Source organism: Saccharopolyspora sp. NPDC000995 (genome assembly GCF_053599315.1).
The window spans coordinates 16,413-38,205 of record NZ_JBSFLZ010000010.1; the positions used below are offsets into that span (position 1 = coordinate 16,413).

General features: G+C 67.9%; 15 protein-coding genes and 1 tRNA gene. 12 read left to right on the top strand and 4 right to left on the bottom strand.

The genetic code is table 11. The features are described 5' to 3' along the window. Nucleotides 1–183 precede the first annotated feature (183 nt). On the top strand, nt 184–978 hold the full coding sequence (locus ACWDKQ_RS05790; RefSeq protein WP_450137597.1) for a bifunctional DNA primase/polymerase: 795 nt from the start codon (nt 184–186) through the stop codon (nt 976–978). 108 nt (nt 979–1,086) lie between these two features. Here the strand turns inward: ACWDKQ_RS05790 and ACWDKQ_RS05795 are convergent, their stop codons facing one another. Beyond that, on the bottom strand, nt 1,087–3,468 hold the full coding sequence (locus ACWDKQ_RS05795) for a DEAD/DEAH box helicase (RefSeq protein WP_450137598.1): 2,382 nt from the start codon (nt 3,466–3,468) through the stop codon (nt 1,087–1,089). A gap of 511 nt (nt 3,469–3,979) precedes the next feature. On the opposite strand from ACWDKQ_RS05795, the gene ACWDKQ_RS05800 reads away from it, so the two are divergent. From ACWDKQ_RS05800 to ACWDKQ_RS05830, 7 genes are all read left to right on the top strand, one after another. After that, nucleotides 3,980–6,286 (top strand): sodium-translocating pyrophosphatase, encoded by a 2,307-nt coding sequence (locus tag ACWDKQ_RS05800; RefSeq protein ID WP_450137661.1) that lies wholly within the window; start codon nt 3,980–3,982, stop codon nt 6,284–6,286. Between the two features lie 181 nt (nt 6,287–6,467). Then, the gene (locus ACWDKQ_RS05805; protein WP_450137599.1) at nt 6,468–7,070 is read left to right on the top strand and encodes a hypothetical protein; all 603 of its coding nucleotides are present in this window, start codon (nt 6,468–6,470) and stop codon (nt 7,068–7,070) included. Between the two features lie 246 nt (nt 7,071–7,316). Further along, the gene (locus tag ACWDKQ_RS05810) at nt 7,317–7,901 is read left to right on the top strand and encodes a hypothetical protein (RefSeq protein WP_450137600.1); all 585 of its coding nucleotides are present in this window, start codon (nt 7,317–7,319) and stop codon (nt 7,899–7,901) included. 212 nt (nt 7,902–8,113) lie between these two features. After that, nucleotides 8,114–10,924 carry a type I DNA topoisomerase gene (topA, locus tag ACWDKQ_RS05815; RefSeq protein ID WP_450137601.1) on the top strand — a complete coding sequence of 937 codons (2,811 nt, stop codon included), beginning with the start codon at nt 8,114–8,116 and terminating at the stop codon, nt 10,922–10,924. 151 nt (nt 10,925–11,075) lie between these two features. Then, nucleotides 11,076–12,299 (top strand): DNA polymerase III subunit delta', encoded by a 1,224-nt coding sequence (locus ACWDKQ_RS05820; protein WP_450137602.1) that lies wholly within the window; start codon nt 11,076–11,078, stop codon nt 12,297–12,299. Nucleotides 12,300–12,602: 303 nt separating this feature from the next. Continuing rightward, the gene (locus tag ACWDKQ_RS05825; RefSeq protein WP_450137603.1) at nt 12,603–12,812 is read left to right on the top strand and encodes a hypothetical protein; all 210 of its coding nucleotides are present in this window, start codon (nt 12,603–12,605) and stop codon (nt 12,810–12,812) included. A 541-nt stretch (nt 12,813–13,353) separates the two neighbouring features. Continuing rightward, nucleotides 13,354–13,430 (top strand) — tRNA-Thr (locus ACWDKQ_RS05830). A 154-nt stretch (nt 13,431–13,584) separates the two neighbouring features. On the opposite strand, the gene ACWDKQ_RS05835 is transcribed toward ACWDKQ_RS05830, so the two are convergent. The 3 genes from ACWDKQ_RS05835 to ACWDKQ_RS05845 form a co-directional block, all read right to left on the bottom strand. Beyond that, on the bottom strand, nt 13,585–13,950 hold the full coding sequence (locus ACWDKQ_RS05835; protein ID WP_450137604.1) for a GNAT family N-acetyltransferase: 366 nt from the start codon (nt 13,948–13,950) through the stop codon (nt 13,585–13,587). A 618-nt stretch (nt 13,951–14,568) separates the two neighbouring features. Beyond that, nucleotides 14,569–15,126, bottom strand: coding sequence for a hypothetical protein (locus tag ACWDKQ_RS05840; protein WP_450137605.1), 558 nt, complete (start codon nt 15,124–15,126; stop codon nt 14,569–14,571). Nucleotides 15,127–16,176: 1,050 nt separating this feature from the next. Further along, nucleotides 16,177–16,476 (bottom strand): hypothetical protein, encoded by a 300-nt coding sequence (locus ACWDKQ_RS05845; RefSeq protein ID WP_450137606.1) that lies wholly within the window; start codon nt 16,474–16,476, stop codon nt 16,177–16,179. A 732-nt stretch (nt 16,477–17,208) separates the two neighbouring features. On the opposite strand from ACWDKQ_RS05845, the gene ku reads away from it, so the two are divergent. The 4 genes from ku (at nt 17,209) to ACWDKQ_RS05865 (ending at nt 21,346) form a co-directional block, all read left to right on the top strand. Further along, nucleotides 17,209–18,012: a non-homologous end joining protein Ku gene (ku, locus tag ACWDKQ_RS05850; RefSeq protein WP_450137607.1), complete on the top strand. Its 804-nt coding sequence runs from the start codon at nt 17,209–17,211 to the stop codon at nt 18,010–18,012. 727 nt (nt 18,013–18,739) lie between these two features. Further along, nucleotides 18,740–19,327 (top strand): M23 family metallopeptidase, encoded by a 588-nt coding sequence (locus tag ACWDKQ_RS05855; protein WP_450137608.1) that lies wholly within the window; start codon nt 18,740–18,742, stop codon nt 19,325–19,327. Between the two features lie 301 nt (nt 19,328–19,628). Continuing rightward, nucleotides 19,629–20,441, top strand: a complete 813-nt coding sequence (locus ACWDKQ_RS05860) for an SLATT domain-containing protein (RefSeq protein WP_450137609.1) — start codon at nt 19,629–19,631, stop codon at nt 20,439–20,441. A gap of 164 nt (nt 20,442–20,605) precedes the next feature. After that, nucleotides 20,606–21,346 (top strand): hypothetical protein, encoded by a 741-nt coding sequence (locus ACWDKQ_RS05865; protein ID WP_450137610.1) that lies wholly within the window; start codon nt 20,606–20,608, stop codon nt 21,344–21,346. Nucleotides 21,347–21,793 lie beyond the last annotated feature (447 nt).

Below are 21,793 nucleotides of genomic sequence, written 5' to 3' on the forward strand. Positions count from 1 at the left end.
GCGATGAGCGGTCGACGAACGGTCGAGCGGCTCCGAAAGCACCGTCGCGAGCAGTCGTTCCGGTGTCGCTCACCAGGATGATCGATCGGTGCTCGTGTTCGGCCGGGAGCGTTCGTCGCGGCTGAGCTACCGGTCGTCGACTGGGGGTGTACTCGGCGGGGTCGGATGACGTTGATTAGTTGTGTGAGCGCAAGACCCAAGGTTCACGACGACGAGGTCGAGGACCAGGCGGCTGCCGAAGGTGATTCCGGAGGCGACCCCGAGCCGCAGGTCCGGCGCCCACTGTGGAACGAGGAGGCGGAGCAAATGCAACGGTCGGCGGACAGGTGGCCCAACGCCTTCCGCGGCATCCCGGCCCACCCAGCCGGGTTGACCAGCAGTCGGATCGAACTTCGCGTGCAGGCAATCGGATTCGCCTCACGCGGTTGGCCGGTGCTGCCCGGAACTTATCCCGAAGAAGATGTCTGGATCGGCCGTCGCGGACGGCAGGAGAACGGCCTGCAGCCGGTCTACCGCGACTGGCCGGACCGGCTCGGCACCAACCCCGACGAGGTCACGTCCTGGTGGTCGGAGCGGCCCTACGGCCTGCTGATCGCCACCGGCACCATGGTCGACGCCATCGAGGTCGACGCGGACCTCGGACGCCGGGCCGCTTCGGTGCTGCGCGCACTCGGCTTCCCCGTGCCGATCGTCGCCACCCCGAACGGCCGCTGGTACTTCCTGATGGCCAGCGGCGGCGACCTCTACCCCGAACTGGCCGAGCAAGATGAAATCCGCTTGCACGGCAACGGAAGTTGGGTGCCCATGCCCCCGACGGCCTACCCGGGCGGTGCGGTGCACTGGCGGGTCAAGCCCGAGGTGTGCGCCTGGCAGCTGCCCGGCTCCGACTTCGTGCAGGACGTGTTCTGCACGGGTCTTGAACTCCTTGACAACAGCAATCCGGAGAACGTGGCGGAACTCCTCGCAGCGGGCAGGTGACCTGACCACCTGCCGACCGCGCAGGCGTCGAACGGATCGGCATCCGCGCCCAGGGCTCCCCGGTACGACCGGACACGCCTCCTTCGAGCACGCACCAGCCCTTCGTGCTCAGCTCTCCTGTGGACGGTCGCCGGGGAGCCCAGCCGATCCAGCGGCGCTTCTCCCGAGCGCGGTCGACACCGCGTCGAGAACAGCCACCGCCCCCGCCTTGTCCAGCGGTTCGTTGCCATTCCCGCACTTCGGCGACTGGACGCAGGACGGGCACCCAGCCGGGCAGTCGCAGGAAGCGATCGCTTCCCGCGTCGCGGCCAACCATGGGACCAATGCGGCATAACCGCGATCGGCGAATCCGGCCCCTCCCGGATGACCGTCGTGCACGAACACCGTTGCCTCCCCGGTGTCGGCATGCAACGCGGTGGAAACCCCGCCGATGTCCCATCGATCGCAGGTCGCGAACAGCGGTAGCAGACCGATCGCCGCGTGCTCGGCGGCATGCAGCGCGCCGGGGACGAGCGCCGGATCCAGCCCGGCGCCCCCCGGCGCGCTGCCCATCAACAGCTCGTCGCCGACCGTGTACCAGACCGCCCGGGTCAGCAGGGTCTGTGCGGGAAGGTCTAGCGGAACCTGGTCCAGTACCTCGCCGGAGGGCCGTTTCCGCAGGTAGCCGACGACCTGAGAGGTGACTTCCACCTCGCCGAGGCAGACCGCGACGCCGCGTCCGGTGTCGTGCCGCTCGATCGTCCGCAGCACCGAGATATCCACAACGTTGCGCGGTGAGGTCGTCCAATCCGGGCTCTCCTGGTGCACCAGGGCGATTCCGGTCTCCATGTCCAGCTCATCCACCACGAAGGACTCGCCGCGGTGCAGGTACACCGCGCCGGGGTGCACAGTCCCGCAGGCCGAGTCGGGGTCCACGGTGCCGAGCATCCGCCCGGATTCGCCCTCCACGACGGCGATCGGGTGCCCACCGGCGCCCCGCAGTTCGACATTCCGATGTGGACGCTCGCGGGAGGTCCAGAACCAGCCGTGCGGGCGCTTGCGCAGCACCCCGCCCGCGGTGAGCGCTTCCACGGCCCGGCGGGCGGGATCGCCGCCGAAGACGCCGAAGGAGCCCTCGTCGAGCGGCAGCTCGGCGGCGGCGCAGGCCAGGTGCGGTTCGAGCACGTACGGGTTGGTCGGGTCGAGCACTGTCGCCTCGACCGGCCGGTCGAGCATGGCGGGCGGGTGGTGAACCAGGTAGGTGTCCAGCGGATCGTCCCGCGCGACGAAGACCACCAAGGCACCCTCGCCGTCCCGCCCGGCTCGTCCGGCCTGCTGCCAGAAGGACGCGAGGGTGCCGGGATATCCGGCGACCACGACGGCGTCGAGGCCGGAGATGTCGACGCCGAGCTCCAGTGCGTTGGTCGTGGCCACCGCGCGGAGCTCGCCGGACAGCAGGCAGCGCTCCAGCTCGCGGCGGTCCTCGGGCAGGTACCCGCCGCGGTAGGCGGCGACCTTCTGGGCCAACGATTCGTCCACATCGGACAGTGCACGCTGCGCGGACAGCGCAGCCAGCTCCACCCCGCGCCGGGACCGGATGAACGCCAACGTCCGGGCGTCCTCGATTACCAGCTCGGTCATGATGCGCGCCGCCTCGGTGCCTGCCGCCCGGCGCACCGGGGCGCCGTTCTCGCCGATGATCTCGTCGAGCAGCGGCGGTTCCCAGAACGCGATCGTCCGGGCCCCGCGCGGTGATCCGTCATCGGTCACGGCGCGGCAGGAGACACCGGTCAGGCGCGCGGCCAGCGATGCTGGATCGGACACGGTCGCCGAGGCGAGCACGAAGACCGGATCCGCGCCGTAGTGCTGCGCGACTCGGCGCAGGCGGCGCAGCAGCAGCGCGACGTGCGAGCCGAACACGCCGCGGTAGGTGTGGCACTCGTCGACCACGATGTGGCTGAGCCGCCGGAAGAACCGCGCCCACCGGCTGTGACCGGGCAGCACGCCGTAATGCAGCATGTCCGGGTTGGTGAAGATCCACCGACCGTGCGCGCGCACCCAGTCTCGCTCCACCTGTGGGGTGTCGCCGTCGTAGCTCGCCGCCCGGACCTCCCGCAAGCCGAGCTCGTCGATCGTGCGCAGCTGGTCGGCGCCGAGCGCTTTCGTGGGGGCGAGGTAGAGCGCGGTCGCCCGGTTGTCGTCGAGCAACTTGGACAGCACCGGAAGCTGGTATACCAGCGACTTGCCGGAGGCGGTGCCGGTCGCGACCACCACATTCTCGCCCGCCCAGACCGCTTCGGCTCCTTCGACCTGGTGCATCCACAGCTCCCGCGCACCGCGGTCACGAAGCGCGTCCACCAGCCGCGGCGGGGCCCACTTCGGCCAGCCGGCGGTCCGTGCCGGGCGGGCCGTCTGGTGCTCGACGTGGCGCACCGGTGTTTCGTCGGCCGGTATGCCGGCTATGGCGCGGTCGAGCAACCGTCGCCCCTTGTCCTGGTCCGCTGCGCGCACAGAACCGAGCCTTGCACAGTGCGGACCACGTCCCGCGCACGCGTTCCCGGTTCTCGCATCCGTGTCGGTATCGCTCGATCGGATGGTTCTTGGTGCGATTCCAGGCCGCAGTACTGGCGCCGGCGGCGACACAGTGGACCGTCGGAGTCGTGCCCCTTACCTCACCTCACTCGTTCGGGCCAAGCCGAGCTTTGCCCAGTTGGGTGATCAAGTACTCATCTGAATCGATTATTCCGTAACAGAACCCCATGTCGAGACGAGTTGCGTATCACACCGTGAGGTAAGCCACTCGTGGCCTGAATAGACTCCCGGGCCACGACGTCGCCACGGACGGCCAGCTACCGATCACCGGCCGTACCGGGCGGGGCCGCCTACCGCGCATCGAAGCCCGGTCGAGCGTTCCGGGCTCCGGTGCTGAACCGAGCACAACCCAGGAGGACGGATGTCCCTGCTCACCCCGGTCCAGCAAGGCTGGGCCCAGGGCGCTGCACCACCGAGCTCGCATACCCGGATGGACCTCGCCCAGCAAGCCACCGGTATCGAGCTCGGCGGCACCGACTACGTCGTCGTCGGCGTGGTCATGGTGATCGCCCTGGCCGCCCTGGCCTTCGGCTACGTCCTGATCAAGGAGGTGCTGTCCGCCGGCCAAGGCACGGCCAAGATGCAGGACATCGCCAAGGGCGTGCAGGAAGGCGCGTCGGCCTACCTGAACCGGCAGTTCCGCACGCTGGCGATCTTCGCGGTGATCGTGTTCCTGGTGCTGTTCGCGCTGCCCGCGGAGAGCACCGGCGAGATGATCGGCCGATCGATCTTCTTCCTGTTCGGCGCCGCTTTCTCGGCCACCATCGGCTACCTCGGCATGTGGCTGTCCACCCGCGCGAACGTCCGCGTCGCGGCGGCAGCCCGCGAGGCGGGTGAGGGGCGCGAGAAGGCGATGCGGGTCGCGTTCCGCACCGGAGGCGTGGTCGGCATGATCACCGTCGGCCTCGGCTTGTTCGGCGCCGCGCTGGTGGTGCTGGTCTACGCCGGCGGTGCCCCGCGCGTGCTGGAGGGCTTCGGCTTCGGCGCCGCCCTGCTGGCGATGTTCATGCGAGTCGGCGGCGGCATCTTCACTAAGGCCGCCGACGTGGGTGCCGACCTGGTCGGAAAGGTCGAGCAGAACATCCCGGAAGATGACCCGCGCAACGCCGCCACGATCGCCGACAACGTCGGCGACAACGTCGGCGACTGCGCCGGCATGGCGGCCGACCTGTTCGAGTCCTACGCGGTCACCCTGGTCGCCTCGCTGATCCTGGGCACCGCCGCGTTCGGCCTGCACGGCCTGCTGTTCCCGCTGATCGTGCCCGCTCTTGGCGTGATCACGGCGGTGATCGGCGTCTACATCACCAAGGCCCGCGCCGGCGAGAGCGCACTGACCGCGATCAACCGGTCGTTCTACATCTCGGCCGGCATCTCGGCGGTGCTCTGCGCTATCGCCGCGATGCTGTACCTGCCTAGCACGTTCGCCGAGCTCACCGGCGTCTCTGAGACGATCCGTGCCACCCACGGAAGCCCAGCGCTGATCGCGCTGGTCGCAGTGATCATCGGCATCCTGCTCGCGGTGGTCATCCTCAAGCTCACCGGCTACTTCACCGCCACCGAGCACCGGCCGGTGCGCGACGTCGGCAAGTCGTCGCTGACCGGCGCGGCCACCGTGATCCTCTCCGGCTTGTCGGTGGGTTTCGAGTCCGCCGTGTACACCGCGCTGATCATCGGTGCGGCGGTGTTCGGCGCGTTCCTGCTGTCCGGTTCGCTGCCCGTGGCGCTGTTCGCCGTCGCGCTGGCCGGCTGTGGTCTGCTGACCACCGTCGGCGTGATCGTCGCGATGGACACCTTCGGTCCGGTCAGCGACAACGCCCAGGGCATCGCTGAGATGTCCGGCGACGTCGAAGGCGAGGGTGCGAAGATCCTCACCGAGCTCGACGCCGTCGGCAACACCACCAAGGCGATCACCAAGGGCATCGCGATCGCGACGGCGGTGCTGGCCGCGACCGCGCTGTTCGGGTCCTACACGGATGCGATCGGCGTTGCGCTGGCCGAGGTAGCCGGCCACCTCGACGCCTCCAAGTTCTTCGTCTACGCGCCGGACGTGCTGGTGGGCGTGATCATCGGGGCGTCCGTGGTGTTCCTGTTCTCGGGCCTGGCGATCAACGCGGTGTCCCGCGCGGCCGGGGCCGTGGTCTACGAGGTGCGGCGGCAGTTCCGGGACAAGCCCGGGATCATGGACGGCTCGGAACGCCCCGAGTACGGCAGGGTCGTCGACATCTGCACCCGCGACTCACTGCGCGAGCTGGCCACCCCAGGTCTGCTCGCGGTGCTGGCGCCGATCGCGGTCGGCTTCGGCCTGGGTGTCGGCCCGCTGGCGGGCTACCTCGCCGGTGCCATCGCCACCGGCACCCTGATGGCCATCTTCCTGGCCAACTCCGGTGGTGCCTGGGACAACTCGAAGAAGCTGGTCGAGGACGGCTACCACGGCGGCAAGGGCTCCGAGGCCCACTCCGCGACGGTTATCGGCGACACCGTCGGCGACCCGTTCAAGGACACCGCCGGCCCGGCGATCAACCCCCTGCTGAAGGTGATGAACCTGGTGTCGGTGCTGATCGCGCCGGCGGTGGTGACCTTCACCGTGGGCACGGACGCGAACCCGGTGGTCGGGCACGTCATCGCGGTCGTCGCGGTCGCGGTGATCATCACCGCGGTCGTGATCTCCAAGCGCCGCTCCACGGCGATCGCGGAGTCATCCCCGTCCGACGACAAGGCGGTCAACGGCGCGCCCTGACGCCGCGCCGATCGAGAAGGGCGCTGTCCTCGCCGGGGAGCAGTTCACGCCGGGGGCGGCGCCCTTTTTCGTGTGCTGGGGTTTCGGCGGGTAGCCGACCCCGGCTTCCGGCGTGCGGCGGTTGGTGGGGCAGAGTCGGGCGGTACGCCGAAGGCAACTCCGAACATCGCGAGGAGTGCGCATGAAGATCCGTTCGACGTCCATCGCGGTGCTGGCGGCCGTCCCGCTGGCGCTCGCCGGGTGCACGGCAGGACCCGCCCCGGTGCCGGCCCCGGCGCCGCCCCCGAACGCCGCCGCCCCGAGTCCTGAGGGGGTTGCGTGGGTGGGTCGGATGTGCGGTCTGGTGGGCGGCTTCTCCGCTTCCCAGAAGCAGCTTCCGCCCGTGGACAAGACGAACACGGCCACGCTCAAGAAAACGGTGATCGAACGAATCGACTCGGCGGTGGGTTCCGCCGATGGCACCATCCGAGGTCTGAAGAGCCTGGGCCCGTCGCCGATCGCGGGCGCGGACCAGGTCAACGAGGGTTTCCAGCAGGGATTCACGCAGGTCCGCGATCTACTGCAGGGGGCGGGCGACAAGGCGAAGCAGATCGACCCGACCAACGAACAGCGGTTCCAGGAGGGCATGACTGGCTTGCAGCAGGAGCTGCAGAAGGGCCAGCAGCTGAACCTCCAGGACAAGCTGGAGGAGCTGGACCACAACGAGGAGCTCAAGGCCGCCGCCGAGCAGGCGCCGGATTGCAAACAGTTCTTCGCCCGGCCCCAGCAGCAGCCCCCGCACTGAGCACGGCCACTGGACTGGTTGGTGGCGTGAACGGCCTGTTCACCTCAAACTGCGAGACGAACAGGCCGTTCGCTCCAACCCGCAATCCGCGAGTCACTCCGGCGGTGCCCAAGCCTGCCGACAGTTTCAAAGAAACTGTCGGCCCGGTGCTCGTGGGGGCGCAGTTTCAAGTGAAACTGCGGTGGACCCTTGAGCAAATGGGTGGATGTGCTGGCCAAGGTCGAACCTCTGTTCTAGCATGCGGCCGTGGACCAGCTGTCCTTCTACTCGGCCGAGGCGCGACAGCCAGACGTCGCCGACCTCGCGGGCATGCTGTGCGGTCCCGGGCAGGCGGTCGGCTTCGGCCGCGGCACCGCGGCCCGGCTGTCCGTGGTGGTCGACGCCGAATGGCGCGCCCACTCCCTGGTCGCCGCATGCGCCGAACGCGGCGTGGAAGCCGAGCTCGGCCGTTCCGACGAAGCCCGACCGCTGATCCGCACCGCATTCCGCTCGGACCTCACCGGCCTCGCCGCGCACTGGCTGCGCGGCGCCGTGAAATCCGTCCCGCCGGACTTCGTTCTCGACGGCGCCGCCCTCCGGATCTGGGCGCTGACCGCGGGCTACTCCGAGCCCACCGGCTATTGCCTCGGGCTCGATCCGCACGCACCTGACACGCACGCGCCGCTGGCCGCGGCGCTGCTCGGCTGCGGCCTCCCGGCCAAGCCGGTCGGCCCGCGTGCCGGTGGCCCGGCGCTGCGCGTCGCCGGTCGCCGCCGGTTAGCCCGCCTCGCCGAGCTCGTCGGCCCAATGCCCGATGGTGCGATCGAGCGAACGTGGCCCCTGGTGTCCTGACCAGGTTGACGCACATCACGCCAGGTCACGCAATGGAACATCGCAGTCACCCGATACGTTCGTACGAGAGGACGTTGACGGGCCTCAGCGTGTTATGTGCAACCCTGTGCCTTCCCGGCGCGCTGCGAACTAGCGCACAACGGGCACACTGAGGAACTTGTCGGGTAGCACCGGATGCAACGGAAGCCTCCGGAAGAAGAGAGCAGGTAAGCGTGGCTGGGTCGACACGGACGAAGAAGGCCGGCGGGGCCGGCCGGGCTTCGGGGTCCCCTAACGGGGCTGGCTCCGCGAGTCGGCGCTTGGTGATCGTCGAGTCACCTGCGAAGGCCAAGAAGATCGCCTCCTACCTGGGCTCGAACTTCATCGTCGAGTCTTCTCGCGGGCACATCCGGGACCTGCCGAAGAACGCCAAGGACGTGCCCGAGAAATACAAGGGGCAGGCGTGGGCCCGGCTGGGCGTCGACGTCGACAACGACTTCGAACCGCTGTACCTGGTGAGCTCGGACAAGAAGTCAACGGTCACCGAGCTGAAGGACGCGCTCAAACAGGTCGACGAGCTTTACCTCGCGACGGACGGTGACCGCGAGGGCGAGGCGATCGCCTGGCACCTGCTGGAGACGCTGAAGCCCAAGGTGCCGGTTCGCCGGATGGTGTTCCACGAGATCACCGAGTCGGCGATCCAGGCGGCCGCCGCCAACCCGCGCGACCTGGACCACGACCTGGTGGACGCGCAGGAGACCCGCCGCATCCTGGACCGGCTGTACGGCTACGAGGTCAGCCCGGTGCTGTGGAAGAAGGTCATGCCGAAGCTGTCGGCGGGCCGCGTGCAGTCGGTGGCGACCCGGATCGTGGTCGAGCGGGAGCGCGAGCGGATCAGGTTCGTCCCGGCCGCGTACTGGGACATCTCCGCGACGATGGATGCCGGTCCGGACGCCTCGCCGCGCCGCTTCGGCGCGCGCCTGGTGAACGTGGACGGCGCGAAGTTGGCCACCGGCCGCGACTTCGGCCCGGACGGGCGACTCAAGAACGCCGACACGCGGGTGCTGACCGAGCAGGAGGCCCGCAGCCTCGCCGCCGCGCTCACCGGCGCGCAGCTGCACGTGTCCAGCGTCGAGGAGAAGCCGTACACGCGGAAGCCGTACGCGCCGTTTATGACCTCCACGCTGCAGCAGGAAGCCAGCCGCAAGCTGCGTTTCTCGGCCGACCGGACGATGCGCACGGCACAGCGGTTGTACGAGAACGGTTACATCACGTACATGCGCACCGACTCGACGACGCTGTCCGAGACGGCGATCACGGCGGCGCGCAACCAGGCTCGCGACCTGTACGGCCAGCGGTACCTGTCGCCGCAGCCGCGGCAGTACAACCGCAAGGTCAAAAACGCCCAGGAAGCGCACGAGGCGATCCGCCCGGCGGGCGAGAGCTTCCGCACCCCGGGCGAGGTGGCGGCCGAGCTCCGCAACGACGTCGACGGCTACAAGCTCTACGAGCTGATCTGGCAGCGGACCATCGCTTCCCAGATGGCCGACGCGAAGGGCACCACGCTGTCGGTGCGTATCACCGGCACCGCCTCCAGCGGCGAGGAGTGCACCTTCGCCGCGTCCGGCCGCACGATCACCTTCGCCGGATTCCTGAAGGCCTACGTCGAGGCGGTCGACTCGGAGGCCGGTGGGGTCGCCGACGATGCCGAGTCGAGGCTGCCGCAGCTGGTGCAAGACCAGTCGATCAGCGCGCCGGAGCTGTCGCCGGACGGCCACACCACCAACCCACCGCCGCGCTTTACCGAAGCCAGCCTGGTCAAGACGCTGGAAGAACTGGGCATCGGCCGCCCGTCGACCTACGCGTCGATCATCAGCACCGTGCAGGAGCGCGGCTACGTGTGGAAGAAGGGCTCCGCCCTGGTTCCGTCGTGGATCGCCTTCGCCGTGGTCGGCCTGCTGGAGAAGCACTTCGGCCGGCTGGTGGACTATGACTTCACGGCCGCGCTGGAGGACGAACTGGACCGCATCGCCGAGGGGCGCCAGCAGCGCACCCGGTGGCTGTCCGGGTTCTACTTCGGCGGCGACATCGGCCCGGAGGACTCGATCGGCCGGGCCGGCGGGCTGAAGAAGCTGGTCGGTTCCGGGGTCGAGGAGATCGATCCGCGGGAGATCAACTCCATCCCGATGTTCAACGACGACGAGGACCGCACCGTCTACGTGCGAGTCGGCCGCTACGGCCCCTACCTGGAGCGGATGTTGGGCGACGGCTCGTCGCAGCGCGCGAACCTGCCGGACGACCTGCCGCCGGACGAGCTCACCGTGGAGATCGCGGAGAAGCTGTTCGCTACCCCGATGGAGGGCCGCAGCCTCGGCACCGACCCGGAGTCGGGGAACGAGGTTGTCGCGAAGGAAGGCCGGTTCGGGCCGTACGTCACCGAGATCCTGCCCGAGGGCAGCAAGGGCAAGCCGCGCACCGGCAGCCTGTTCAAGCACATGTCACTGGGCGCCGTGACGCTCGACGAAGCGCTGAAGTTGCTGTCGTTGCCGCGCGTGGTGGGCAAGGACCCGGAGTCCGGCAACGAGATCACGGCGCAGAACGGCCGCTACGGTCCGTACCTGAAGAAGGGAACGGACTCGCGCTCGCTGGAGACCGAGGACCAGCTCTTCTCGATCACGCTGGAGGAGGCGCTCAAGATCTACGAGCAGCCGAAGCAGCGGGGGCGGCGGGCGGCCGCGGCGCCGTTGCGGGAGCTCGGCGAGGCGCCGGACACAGGCAAGCCGCTGGTGATCAAGGACGGCCGGTTCGGCCCGTACGTCACGGATGGCGAGACCAACGCGTCGCTGCGCAAGGGTGATGACGTCGAGTCGTTGACGATGGAGCGCGCGGTGGAGCTGCTCGCGGAGCGGCGCGCCAAGGCCCCGGCGAAGAAGAAGGCGCCGGCCAAGAAGAGCACGGCGACGAAGAGCACGGCGGCCAAGACCACGGCGACGAAGACCACGGCGGCCAAGAAGCGGTCGAGTTCCTCTTCGAAGTCGGTGTGATCCCGCCGTTGAGCTGATTTCGGGGCCGTGAGCCCTTTTGGTTTGCCGTCGCAGCCCAAAGGACTCACGGCCCCGTTGGCAAACTGGCGGCGAGGCTGGTCGGTGTCGCCCAGTACAGTCTGGGTGTCCGTGAAGTACTGGAGGCGACGTGATGCAGACCGACGCTCCGGAGCAGCCGAAGACCGGCGTGTGGGCGGAGGTCGTCGGACAGCCCGACACGGTGCGGACGCTGTTCGCCGCAGCGTGCGCCGCCCACCTCCAGGCGCGGGGCGAGCCGGTCCCGCCGGGGTCGATGACGCATGCGTGGCTGTTCACCGGGCCGCCCGGATCAGGCCGCTCGACCGCAGCCCGGGCCTTCGCTGCGGCTCTGCAGTGCTCGCACCCCGAGCAGCCGGGCTGCGGGCACTGCTCGGCGTGCCGGACGGTGCTGCACGGCACCCACGCGGACGTGCGGCTGGTGGCGCCGGAAGGCCTGTCGATTTCGGTCGCGGAGATGCGGTCGCTCGTGCAGGCCGCGGCGCGGCGGCCGACCACCGGCCAGTGGCGCATCGTGTTGATCGAAGACTCCGACCGGCTTACGGAAGGAGCGGCGAATGCGCTGCTCAAGGCCGTCGAGGAGCCGCCGCCGAGGACCGTGTTCCTGCTGTGCGCGCCGTCGGACCACCCGGAGGACGTGTCCATCACGATCCGCTCCCGGTGCCGCGTCGTGCAGTTGCGCACGCCATTGTCCGGGGCGATCGCCGAGGTGCTGCACGAGCGCGATGGCGTGAACGCGGAGCTCGCGCTGTGGGCGGCTTCGGTGTGCGGCGGCCACATCGGGCGGGCGCGGCGGTTGGCGACCGACGAGGAGGTGCGGGAGCGGCGTGAGTCGGTGTTGCGCATTCCGCTGGGGCTGCGCCGGTTCTCGGACGTGTTCACGGCGGCGACCGGGCTGGTGAAGCTGGCCGAGACGGAAGCGGTCACCGCGAACGAGGACCGCAACGAGGCCGAGAAGGAAGAGCTGAAGACCGCGATGGGCGCGGGCGGCACGGGCAAGGGCACGGCGGCGGCCACCCGCGGCGCGAATGCGGCGCTGAAGGAGCTGGAGAAGCGCCAGAAGTCGCGCGCCACGCGCTCCCAGCGAGACGCGCTGGACCTGGCGCTGGTCGACCTGGCGGGTTTCTACCGGGACGTGCTGGTGACCCGCGCGGGCTCGACTGCCCCGCTGAACCACCCGGACTTCGAGCGTTCAGTGGCGAAGGCGGCGGCGGAGTGGACGTCGGAGTCGGCGCTGCGCCGCCTCGACGCGGTCCTGGAGTGCCGCGAAGCCCTGACGCAGAACGTAAAGCCCATCATCGCGGTGGAAGCAATGCTAGCCGTCCTCTACACCGGATGACCTCCACAGTGGACGCTGATGTGTTCCGCCCGGTGCGGGCCCTCGAGTCTTTTGGGCGCTCCCCTCTTTGTCAGGATGAGATGAGACACCTGGTGTGAGTGCCGGGTGCCACGCGAGGGCGGGATCGGAGATCCTGGTAGACGTGTCCCCTTCATCCGACAGGCCCGGCCAGCCGGCTGCGCAGCCTGATCCTGCCGCACGGCCATCGCGGCGGGTGTTCAGCCCGGAGTACAGCTGGCGATCGTCGCCGAGTATGAGAACGCCCCGAACGGCGAGAAAGGCGCGATCCTCCGCCGGGAGGGCTTGTACTCCTCCCACGTCATCGAGTGGACGCGCGCCCGCGACGCCGGTGTCCTGACGGCCCGCTCCGGAGAGGCCGGCCTGGCGACGCCGAAGCGGGCGAAGAAGACCACGGAGCAGCTCGAGTTGGAGAAACTGCGCCGGGAGAACAAGAAACTGAAATCTGATCTGGGCAAGACCCGGATGGCGCTGTCACGTTGGAATGCGCGTTGATGGCGTCCGGCACGCGCAGCAGCGAGCTCGTGCCCTCCGCAGCGGGTCCGCTCAGCAACCCGTCCAGCGACGGTCCGCCTGGTAGGGCGTTGACGGCGGAAGCGCCACTCATCGACATCCGTGCATCGTCCAGCGGCGACACGCACGGCCCGACCTGCTCGGCCCAGCGGGCGTGCGCGCTGCCCTGCATCCCGCTGAGCTTCACGCTCGGAGGCGGGCGGCTGCCCGGGCCGCTGGGGTGTGGGGATGGGCGTCGTCGTCGGCGTGCTCTGGGCGAAAGCGGCGAGCTGCGACAACCCGGCAAAGGTCAATTGATGGCGGTGCACGCGCTGAAGCGGCGGCGAAGGCGACGAGGTGATGAAGGAAGTTTTCGCAGGGCGCCGGCCGAAGGTGGGGCTTCCCGGATTCAACCCGGCCACCAGCGAAGACAAGTATCGGCGGTGGCAAGTGAGGCCGCTGACCTGCGTCGATTCGGCGAACGCCGGGCAGCAGGGGCCATGAACGACGGCGAGGTTCCGCCCGCTACACTTGGCCGTGCAACGCCGCCTTAGCTCAGTCGGCTAGAGCGACGCACTCGTAATGCGTAGGTCAAGGGTTCGATTCCCTTAGGCGGCTCCACAGCGGTCAACCCGCTGACCTGCGGCGGGAGAAGAGATCGATGATCTCGGCTCCCGCCGCAGAGTCGTTTTCGGGGTACAAACGGGGTGCAGCGTTCACGGCCAGCTGCTCCTAGGCAGCCTGATCGACCGATGCTGGCGCTAAGTTCCGCGGCTCACCAAGGGCAGCGCGCACCGCTTCCCACTGGGAGTCGGCCAGGTGCTCTGGCGACGCTAGATATCAGAAGTGTCTGAATGCCTTCGTTGGTCAGAGGTGCGAGGATCATGAGGGCCTCGTCTCGAGTGTCGTCGGTGGCGGGGCAGAGGGCGTTGGGCCAGCGGCCGATTCCGCGCCAGCCAAGCCGTTTGTAGAAGTCTTCGAGTCCCATGCCGCCTCGGACTGCGAGGTGGAGTTGTTCAAAGCGCATTTCCGCGCGTGCGAACTGCCGAAGTCCTTGCATCAGAGTGGATCCGAGTCCGCGGTCGCGGTGGGCGGGGTGGATTTGGAGATGTCGGACGATGCCCCAGTGCGCGATAAGCATGTTGAGGTTTGCCCTGGGCCGATGATCTCGCCGAGGACCTGCGCGAGCTGCACGCCCAAGCCCGACAGCTCGCCGGAGAAACACCCCCGCGGCCCGTCCCCCCGTGCCCGGACTGCGGCGGCCTGCCGGGCCACGCTCTGTGGCTTCGACCTACTGCGTCTCGGAGCCGCACTTGCGTTGCAGAGGACGGCATAGCATTGATGGTCAGTTTCCAGAAGCACCAGGCTAAACGGGTGTGATGGCGTCCCGTCTGGCGGGACACCACCACACCCGCGATCACTCATCAGACCAGCGATCATTCACAGAGAACTACGCCTCGAATCGACGGCTCGCCGTAGTTCCAGTCATTATCCTGATCAACGAACCTGAAGGGATCCACGCGCGCACAAGCCGTATCCGGCGCATAGGAAATGTCTAGGCGCACGGTGTACGGCACCACACAGTCGTTCTGGATGCGGAAGGTCGTGTAGAGAGGCGGAACCCCTTTGACCATGCGCCACGTCACACAGCTAGGAGCGGGTGGCGAAGCGACATCAACGTCGTCGCCTTCTGCGGTCGCTGCCCCAGGAACCCCCAACAACATCATCGCAACCGCGGTCGCACCTACCAGTGTTCTTCTCAATTTTCATTCCCCCTGAATTGACGTGGGTCAGCGCTCGCCATGTAGCCATGCCTCGCACTGACTCGTTCGAGCTGCTCAAACAGCGACATCGGGAAGTAATGACCCCAATTGGCCATGTACCCGGCAGTGTCGGTTTCTTCCTTCCGGAGGAGCTGAAGCTCTCGCGTAACGTTGACGACGAACTGAGAGAACGGAACTCTTGCCTCGACGACACAGTCCGCTCGGCGCGGTGTCCACATGGTCGTTGGCTGGAGCCATTCCCAGCTGGCAAGGCGATGCACGGCTACCGCGAGCGTTCCCTGCCAATCCAGCGCGAAGTCCAGAAACACACTTCTATCGCTTGGGCCTTCAGTGGCCCACAACACGCAGCCGACATCAGCCCCGTGCGCGAGTGCAAGCATCACCTCCGCAAGATTGTTCAGAGAACTCCGCGTAGCTGAGGTACTGAAGGTGAACTCCCCAGCATCCGTCTCTGCAAGCATGACGCCGCCGTGCTCGCCTGACAGGCGAACCTCGAACGTCTCCGACACCGCGCGCTGCTGATCTTCACTCATGGCCTGTAACAATCTCGCTCATCGAGCGCCAGCGCAACGTTGCCACTCGTTCCCCGGCGCTACGCCAGTGGTGTAGAAAGTGATCCCTTCGCCGTTGGCGCTTTCATACACGAACTCTGCGGCGTCGCCCCGGCCAGGACCGAACTGCCAGCGCCAGACTGAAAGACTAGGGTTCGAGCCGGGACGGTTGTACCCGCCAAATTGAATAGTGTCCGACAGACAGTTCTGGAAAGCATCGGCGGTCTGTTCTGTAATTTCGTGGTCAAGGTCCACATGGACCACACCCTTGGTGGGGTCACCGCACCGCATCTTCAGGGATTGCCCCGAAGGGGACCCGTACTCGGCGACGATGGAACTCGGGAGGGCAGATCCATCAAAGCACGCCCAGGCGCGCACAGCCTTTATATCGGAGTCGGCCGCATTCTGCACCGCAGCGTAACGAGTAGCGGCGGTAGCCGACGCCGGAACCGACCCCAGCAGGAAACCAGCGGCTACGCAGGCAACAGCGCTAGCACGTTGTAGTGATTTCATACGGTCCACGCTAACCAGATGAGCACCGTACACCTGCAAAATCCGCTTCAATCATTCGAAAAGCGCAACGCAAACCATTATCGTGATCTTCTTCTCATTTTCTTAGATTCTCCACATTAGTGCTTCAGTCGAGTAACCGAAGGGATCTCCGATCGTCCGCTACCGCGACGGCCGCGCCCTGGTCGACCGGGCGACCTTGGCACGGCTGTCCGGCCGCAGCGCCGCACCATCCGCGAACATTGCCCGGTCGTCGACTGCGACGGCATCCGCCCGCTCTACGACGCCCGACAGTCCGGCGTGATCCTGGCCGCGATCCCCAAGCGAAACCGGCGAGCCGAGTCGCGTCCGGCCGCCTGATTGTGCTTATGCCGCCTTTCAGCGGGTAGAAGTGTGTCCAAAGTCCGTTGGGCAACCGACGCAGATGCCGACGCTTTGGTGGGGCTTTACATCGAGGGCGGCTGGGAGCCTGAACACGACATTAGAATGTCGACACCGAGGGTGGCTTTGTAGCTGGTCCGGTCAACGCGAGGGCCTCGTGCCTGGTATTTGGAGATGGCGCGCTTGACGATGCGGGGACACCCGCAGTCGCCGATCGGGTAGCAGGTTGTCCAGGACATGCCGGCCGATCGTGCCGGCCAGGTCGATGACGGTGCCGGCGATGACACCGGCGGCCTGGATGATCTGGTCGCGGGCGGTCTGCCAAGCGATGGAGAAGCTGGCCCGGTCCGGATCGGTGGCCGGTTGGGTGTTGGCGGCATCGGTCATGGCGGTGTGCAGGAGTTGGTAGACCACCAGCAAGGCGTAGATCTCCTGGACCACGCCGGTCGGGGTGCGGGCACGCAGGACACGTCCGCCCAGGATGCTGGATTTCAGTTCCAGGTAGGCGGTTTCGATCTATCGGGTAAGGCCAGCGGGTTGCCCCGCTGGCCTCCCCTCAGCACTGCCCGTGCGGCTTTCAGCGCGAGTCAGCGCAAGCAAGCCGCGAGGGCGGCGTGGGGGTGCAGGGTGTGCGGCTGCGTTGGCGAGCGAGGAGTTCGCGTTGGCAAGCCGCATCGACCGCACCAGCCGCAGCCACGACGACTACCCAGAGCCACAGATGCTTACCCGGAAAGGATGAGTGTCAGCAATTGCGTCAAATCCAGGCGGCGCGTAGCCGCGGTTGCCCGCCTGGCTGGCCCGGCTGCTGGGCTCCGCTACGCCCCCGAGCTACATGGACTCGCGCTCGGCAGTCGGGTAGCCTCCCTGGTGCCCGGCCGCCACACCATTTCCCTTGGCCGCGGCCGGGAACCAAAACACGATCGCCCCCGTATTCTTCCGGTTCGCCGGTCGGGTGCGGGGGCGTTTTTAGGCGCGGGGACGTTGTGCTCTGCCGCGTGCTTCCGATGCGTTGAAGGATCGGGCGTGCCGGGAGACCGGCGCGAGGCTTGTTCGGGGGCGGAAGGGTCCCGGCTCAACCGCGAGAGGCAGGGCCCATCAGTCCACTGCCATCGACGATGACCCGCCCCGGGCAAGCCCTCGGTGCGGTGGGCAGCGAAACGTCGGCAGGTGCGCATGGTTGCGGTCTGGACGGGAGCGATCACCTTCGGGCTGGTCACCATCGGCTGCACCTTGCACCGGGCGACCCGCGATCGCTCGGTGAGCTTCCACCAGATCCACGCCGGTTGTGGCGCGCGTATCCGCTACCGGAAGTTCTGCGAGGCCGAGAACCGTGAGGTTCCGCTGTCGGAGATCGCCAGCGCCTACGACTACGCCGGCCGCCTGGTCCAGCTGACCGACACCGACCTCGACAAACTCCCGCTCACCAGCGCCCGACGGCTAGAGGTCCGGCAGTTCGTGCCAACCAAGCAGATCGACCCCGTGGCCATAGGACGCGCCTACTACATCCAACCTGAACAGATCGCCGAACGCGCCTACGTGCTCCTGCGCGACGTGCTCGCCGAAACCGACCGGGCCGCCCTGGGAACCCTCGCGCTCCGAGGACGTGAGCGCCTGGCGCTGCTGCGGGCGGAAGGCGGGTTGCTGGTGGCGCACCTTCTGTACTGGCCCGACGAGATCAACCCCGCCACAGACCACGTACCGCCAGCAGGAGCCGGGCCGCACCCCATCGAACGGCAGATGGCCCGAACCCTGGTCGAGGCGTTGTCGGGCGACTTCCACCCCGAGGGTTGGCAAGACCACTACCGAGAAGCGATCGAAGCGAGGGTCGAAGACAAGTTGGCCGGGCACCCTTCCGAGCTCGGAAAGGCCCCAGAGCCGATATCAGACCTCGAAGCAGCGCTGCGGGCATCGATCGACGCCGTGCGTGGCCGCGCCGCCCAGGATCGCGAAGGCACCAACCGCGGAACCGCCTCCTGACTCGAGTACGGGACTTGGCCTAATGGCCTGCCCGCGCCGTGCACCGCCGCTGGCCGATGGCCGGGCGGGACCGCAGCTGGGGAGCGCGGAGAACTGCCGGTCTCCTGGTAGATCGGGTACACCACGGACCCTTGGTCCTCGTCCGCCGCTCGCCAGGGTGCACCGCCACTGCCTCGATCCGAGCCACGGACCTACCAGATGCTTTGCGGGCGCTCGATCCGGCGAGCGCGCCGCGCAGCCTCGCCGTCATCCCAAGAACCCTTCCGCCGACTTGAATCACTCGATCGATGGCTGGTGAGGGTCAACCGTGACTTAGAAAGAGGGCACGGACCCCTGCTCTTGGTCTGATCGGGTGACTACCGGTCGAGTGGTGTGCGGATCAGGGGGGTGACGTCGGCGGCCCGGCCGCGTCCGACACCCTCCGTGATGGCTGGGAGGGGCTTCGGGTTCGGCTCCCGCGCGGTTCACTAGGAATCGTGACCACTGTGGACCGTGCGTGTCCGCGATGTTTTCTTGTGGTGGACCTCCCAACACCTGTGCGCGGGACACGGCGAATTGCCGGCACGTCATTCCATTGAGCCAATTCCGAAATGCGTTTCCGGTGCGGTTCGGCTGCAATATTGCCGAACCGCCCGGACGTCGGTTTCGGAATGCCCGGCGCCCGCACGCGGAATTCGGCCCGGCCGTCGCGCGAATAACCGTGGATGGCGGGAGGAGTGGAAACGCGATGTCAATGCGACAGAATACGGTGATCGTCGGCCTGGTCGGACTGGTCGTGGGCAGCGTGCTCGGCGCCGCTGGTGCCCTGGCGACCCCGGCTGTGCAGGATGACCAGCCAAAACCTCTGGCTATCGGCCGGGGATTCGCCGCCGGTCTCGCCGCGAAGCTGCCCACCGAGCCCGATCCACCTGCGGCTCCGGTAGTGGATTGGGTGTCCCCGGCGGACGGCGAGATCAGCAGTGGCTTCGGTGTGCGATGGGGCGAGATGCACAAAGGTGTCGACATCGCCAACGACATCGGCACCCCGATCCGCGCGGCGTCGGCGGGTATCGTCATCGATTCCGGTCCGGCGAGCGGTTATGGCATGTGGATCAGAATTGCGCACCGCGACGACGTCGTTTCGATTTACGGACACATCGACGAGGACTTCGTCTCGGTCGGACAACGGGTTCGGGCCGGTGAGTTGATCGCGACGATGGGCGATCGCGGCGAATCGACCGGGCCGCACCTGCACTTCCAGATCGAGGTGGCCGGGCGGCCAGTGGATCCGGAGGAGTTCTACCGCGACGCGGACGCCGAGTTGACGGATCGGTAGTCCTTTCGCGCGTTCTCGACGGCGTGTCGACGCCCGATTGGTGGACCCGGTTGACCCGTCCGCGTGCGGCGCTGCCAGAGTGGCAGACCCCGGAAACCCCCCAAACGATGTCCGGCTTGCACCACTGGCTGTTATCACTGCCCGTTATTGAACTGCGAGCGGCGTGCTAACCCAGCAGCGATCACCCGGCGCATCCGGCGGTGGACCGATCGGCCGAGCCAATCATCACCCTCACGGCCGATTGTCGTGGTGCTCCGGGAGCTACTTCGATCGCATTAACGCGCCGGAAGGATTTGATGTGATGGAGCGAGTGGATGCGGCCGGAATCGTCGGCGGTGGAGTGCTCGCCGGGGATCGCCAGCCGCCGGACTGGGAACGCCGGATCGCCGAGCGGTCCGAGCAGCATTACCGCGCCCGGATGGTGCAGCGGCTCCTGCTGGCCTGGGCGGTGCCGGGCAATCTGTTGCTGATCGGCACCGCCGCGATGGCGCTGTCGTTATGGGTGTCCGCAATACCGGCGGGGGTGGTTTTCGCGCTGGCCGTGGCCTCGATTGCGGCGTCGGCGAGGTTCCTCTACCAGCAGCACTTTAAGGTTCGCGCGGTGGAGTCAGAACTGCGTGCGCTCGAATTCGCGTACCGCGAGAACATGCTGGATGAACTGGGGTCCGGGGATTTGCTGGGTACGCACAAGCGTTACCGGGCGCAGCTGCCGGGTCTCGTCGAGCGCTACCGGGGTGAGGCCCGACGGGACCGCTCGAAGGACAACGTCCTGCAGGCGGTTGTCATCGGCGGCTCGATCATCGCCGCGACGGTGACGGCAGTATCTGTGTCCGTTGTGGACGCTCGGTGGGTCGCGGTGGCGTTGTGCCTGTTCGTCGCGGTGGCCGCGGCGTTCGCCGGGCACGCCAAGTACCGGGACCGGGCGGTCGCGTGCCAGCAGACAGCCGACGCGTTGGACCGCGAGTACGAGTCGGTGGAGCTGAGGGCCGGTCGGTACCGCCGGTTCGACAGCGAGCACGAGGCCTATGCGGAATTCGCCGACGCGGTCGAGGCGCTGCGAGCCGAACAGGTGCGCCGGTTGCCCTCAACCGCTGCGGAGGGGATCGGTCAGTAATCGCTCCCGTGTCGCGCTCCACGAAAGTTTGGAGAAATGGGCGGATAGCGATCACTGGCTGTCTACATTTCCCACTTATGTGATCGCTGAATGGTGGTGAGTGATCCTTCCGTAATCTCCGGCGCGGCGCACAGGAATCGGCCTGTGCAGAGAGGAGCAACGCGATGAAGCGCACCCTTACCGCAGCGGCCGCTGTGTTGGTCAGCGGCGTCGGCGCGGTCGGCTTCGCCGCTACCGCGAACGCGGCCGAGACCCCGCAGCTGCCCGCTGAGCTGCCCACCGACAACAACCTCGCGCAGACCACATACCACGTCGCGGGCACGCTGGCCTCCGCGCAGCAGACCGTGGGCGACGTCGTCCCGGTCGAGAAGCAGCTCACCGCGCGCAGCAACGCCGGTGGCCCGCTCGACGGCATGCTTGGCGGCGTCGGCGTGCTCGGCGACAGCAACCCGGTCACGGGCCTGCTCGGCGGTGTGACCGGCGGCAAGAGCCTCGACACCGCCGCGCTGCCGGTGGGCGACGTCGTACCCGCCATGGCGGTCAGCCCGATCGCCAGGGACGGCGGCCCGGTCTACGATCTGCCGACCGGCCTGGGCTCGGCGCTGGACAGCACCCAGGCGGACGTTCCGCAGACCAAGCCCGCGCAGCTGCCGCCGACGCCGCAGGAAGTCAACCTGGTCGGCGAGACGGTGCACGGCCTGGTGGCCGGCTCCCCGGTCGCTTCGACGCTGCCGGCGGCGAGGAGCGGCAGCGCGCTCGGTGGCATCACCGGTCCGGCGAGCCCGCTGGACGGCGTGACCGACACCCTCCCCGTCGGCAAGGTCGCCCCGGACACGACGCTGGACAAGGTCAACGACGTGGCCAGCCACGGCCCGCTCGGCGGCGTCAACCAGCTCGACGGCTGATCGCCCAGGCGGCCCTCCACGTCGAACAGAACGAAAGTCGCCGGAAGCGACGGCCCGGCAACACGGTCGTCCCCGGCGCAGCTCACCCCGCTGGAGCGGCGGGCTTCCTCCGCCGACGGCGCCCCGAACGGACTCGATGGCCCTCACCGGAACGGGTGGGGGCCATCACCACCTCGGCCCGCGGTTGCAGCTGATCAGCCGCCGTGAGTGCTTTCGGTGCTGTAGCGACTGCTTCCACACTCGTTCTGCTGGCGCTGCGGGTGGCGGAACCTCAAACGCCGCCTGGACTGCGGGAGCCCCGATTCACGCATGACCAGATACGCGGCTTCGGGGCTTCAAAGACAAGAGCACGTCCTACCGCACCTTGGACGATCACTTCCAAAACGCCCTCTACGGCCCCAACCGCGCTCACGGGCGTTGACCAGCGGGAACGGGTTGCGAGGGAGG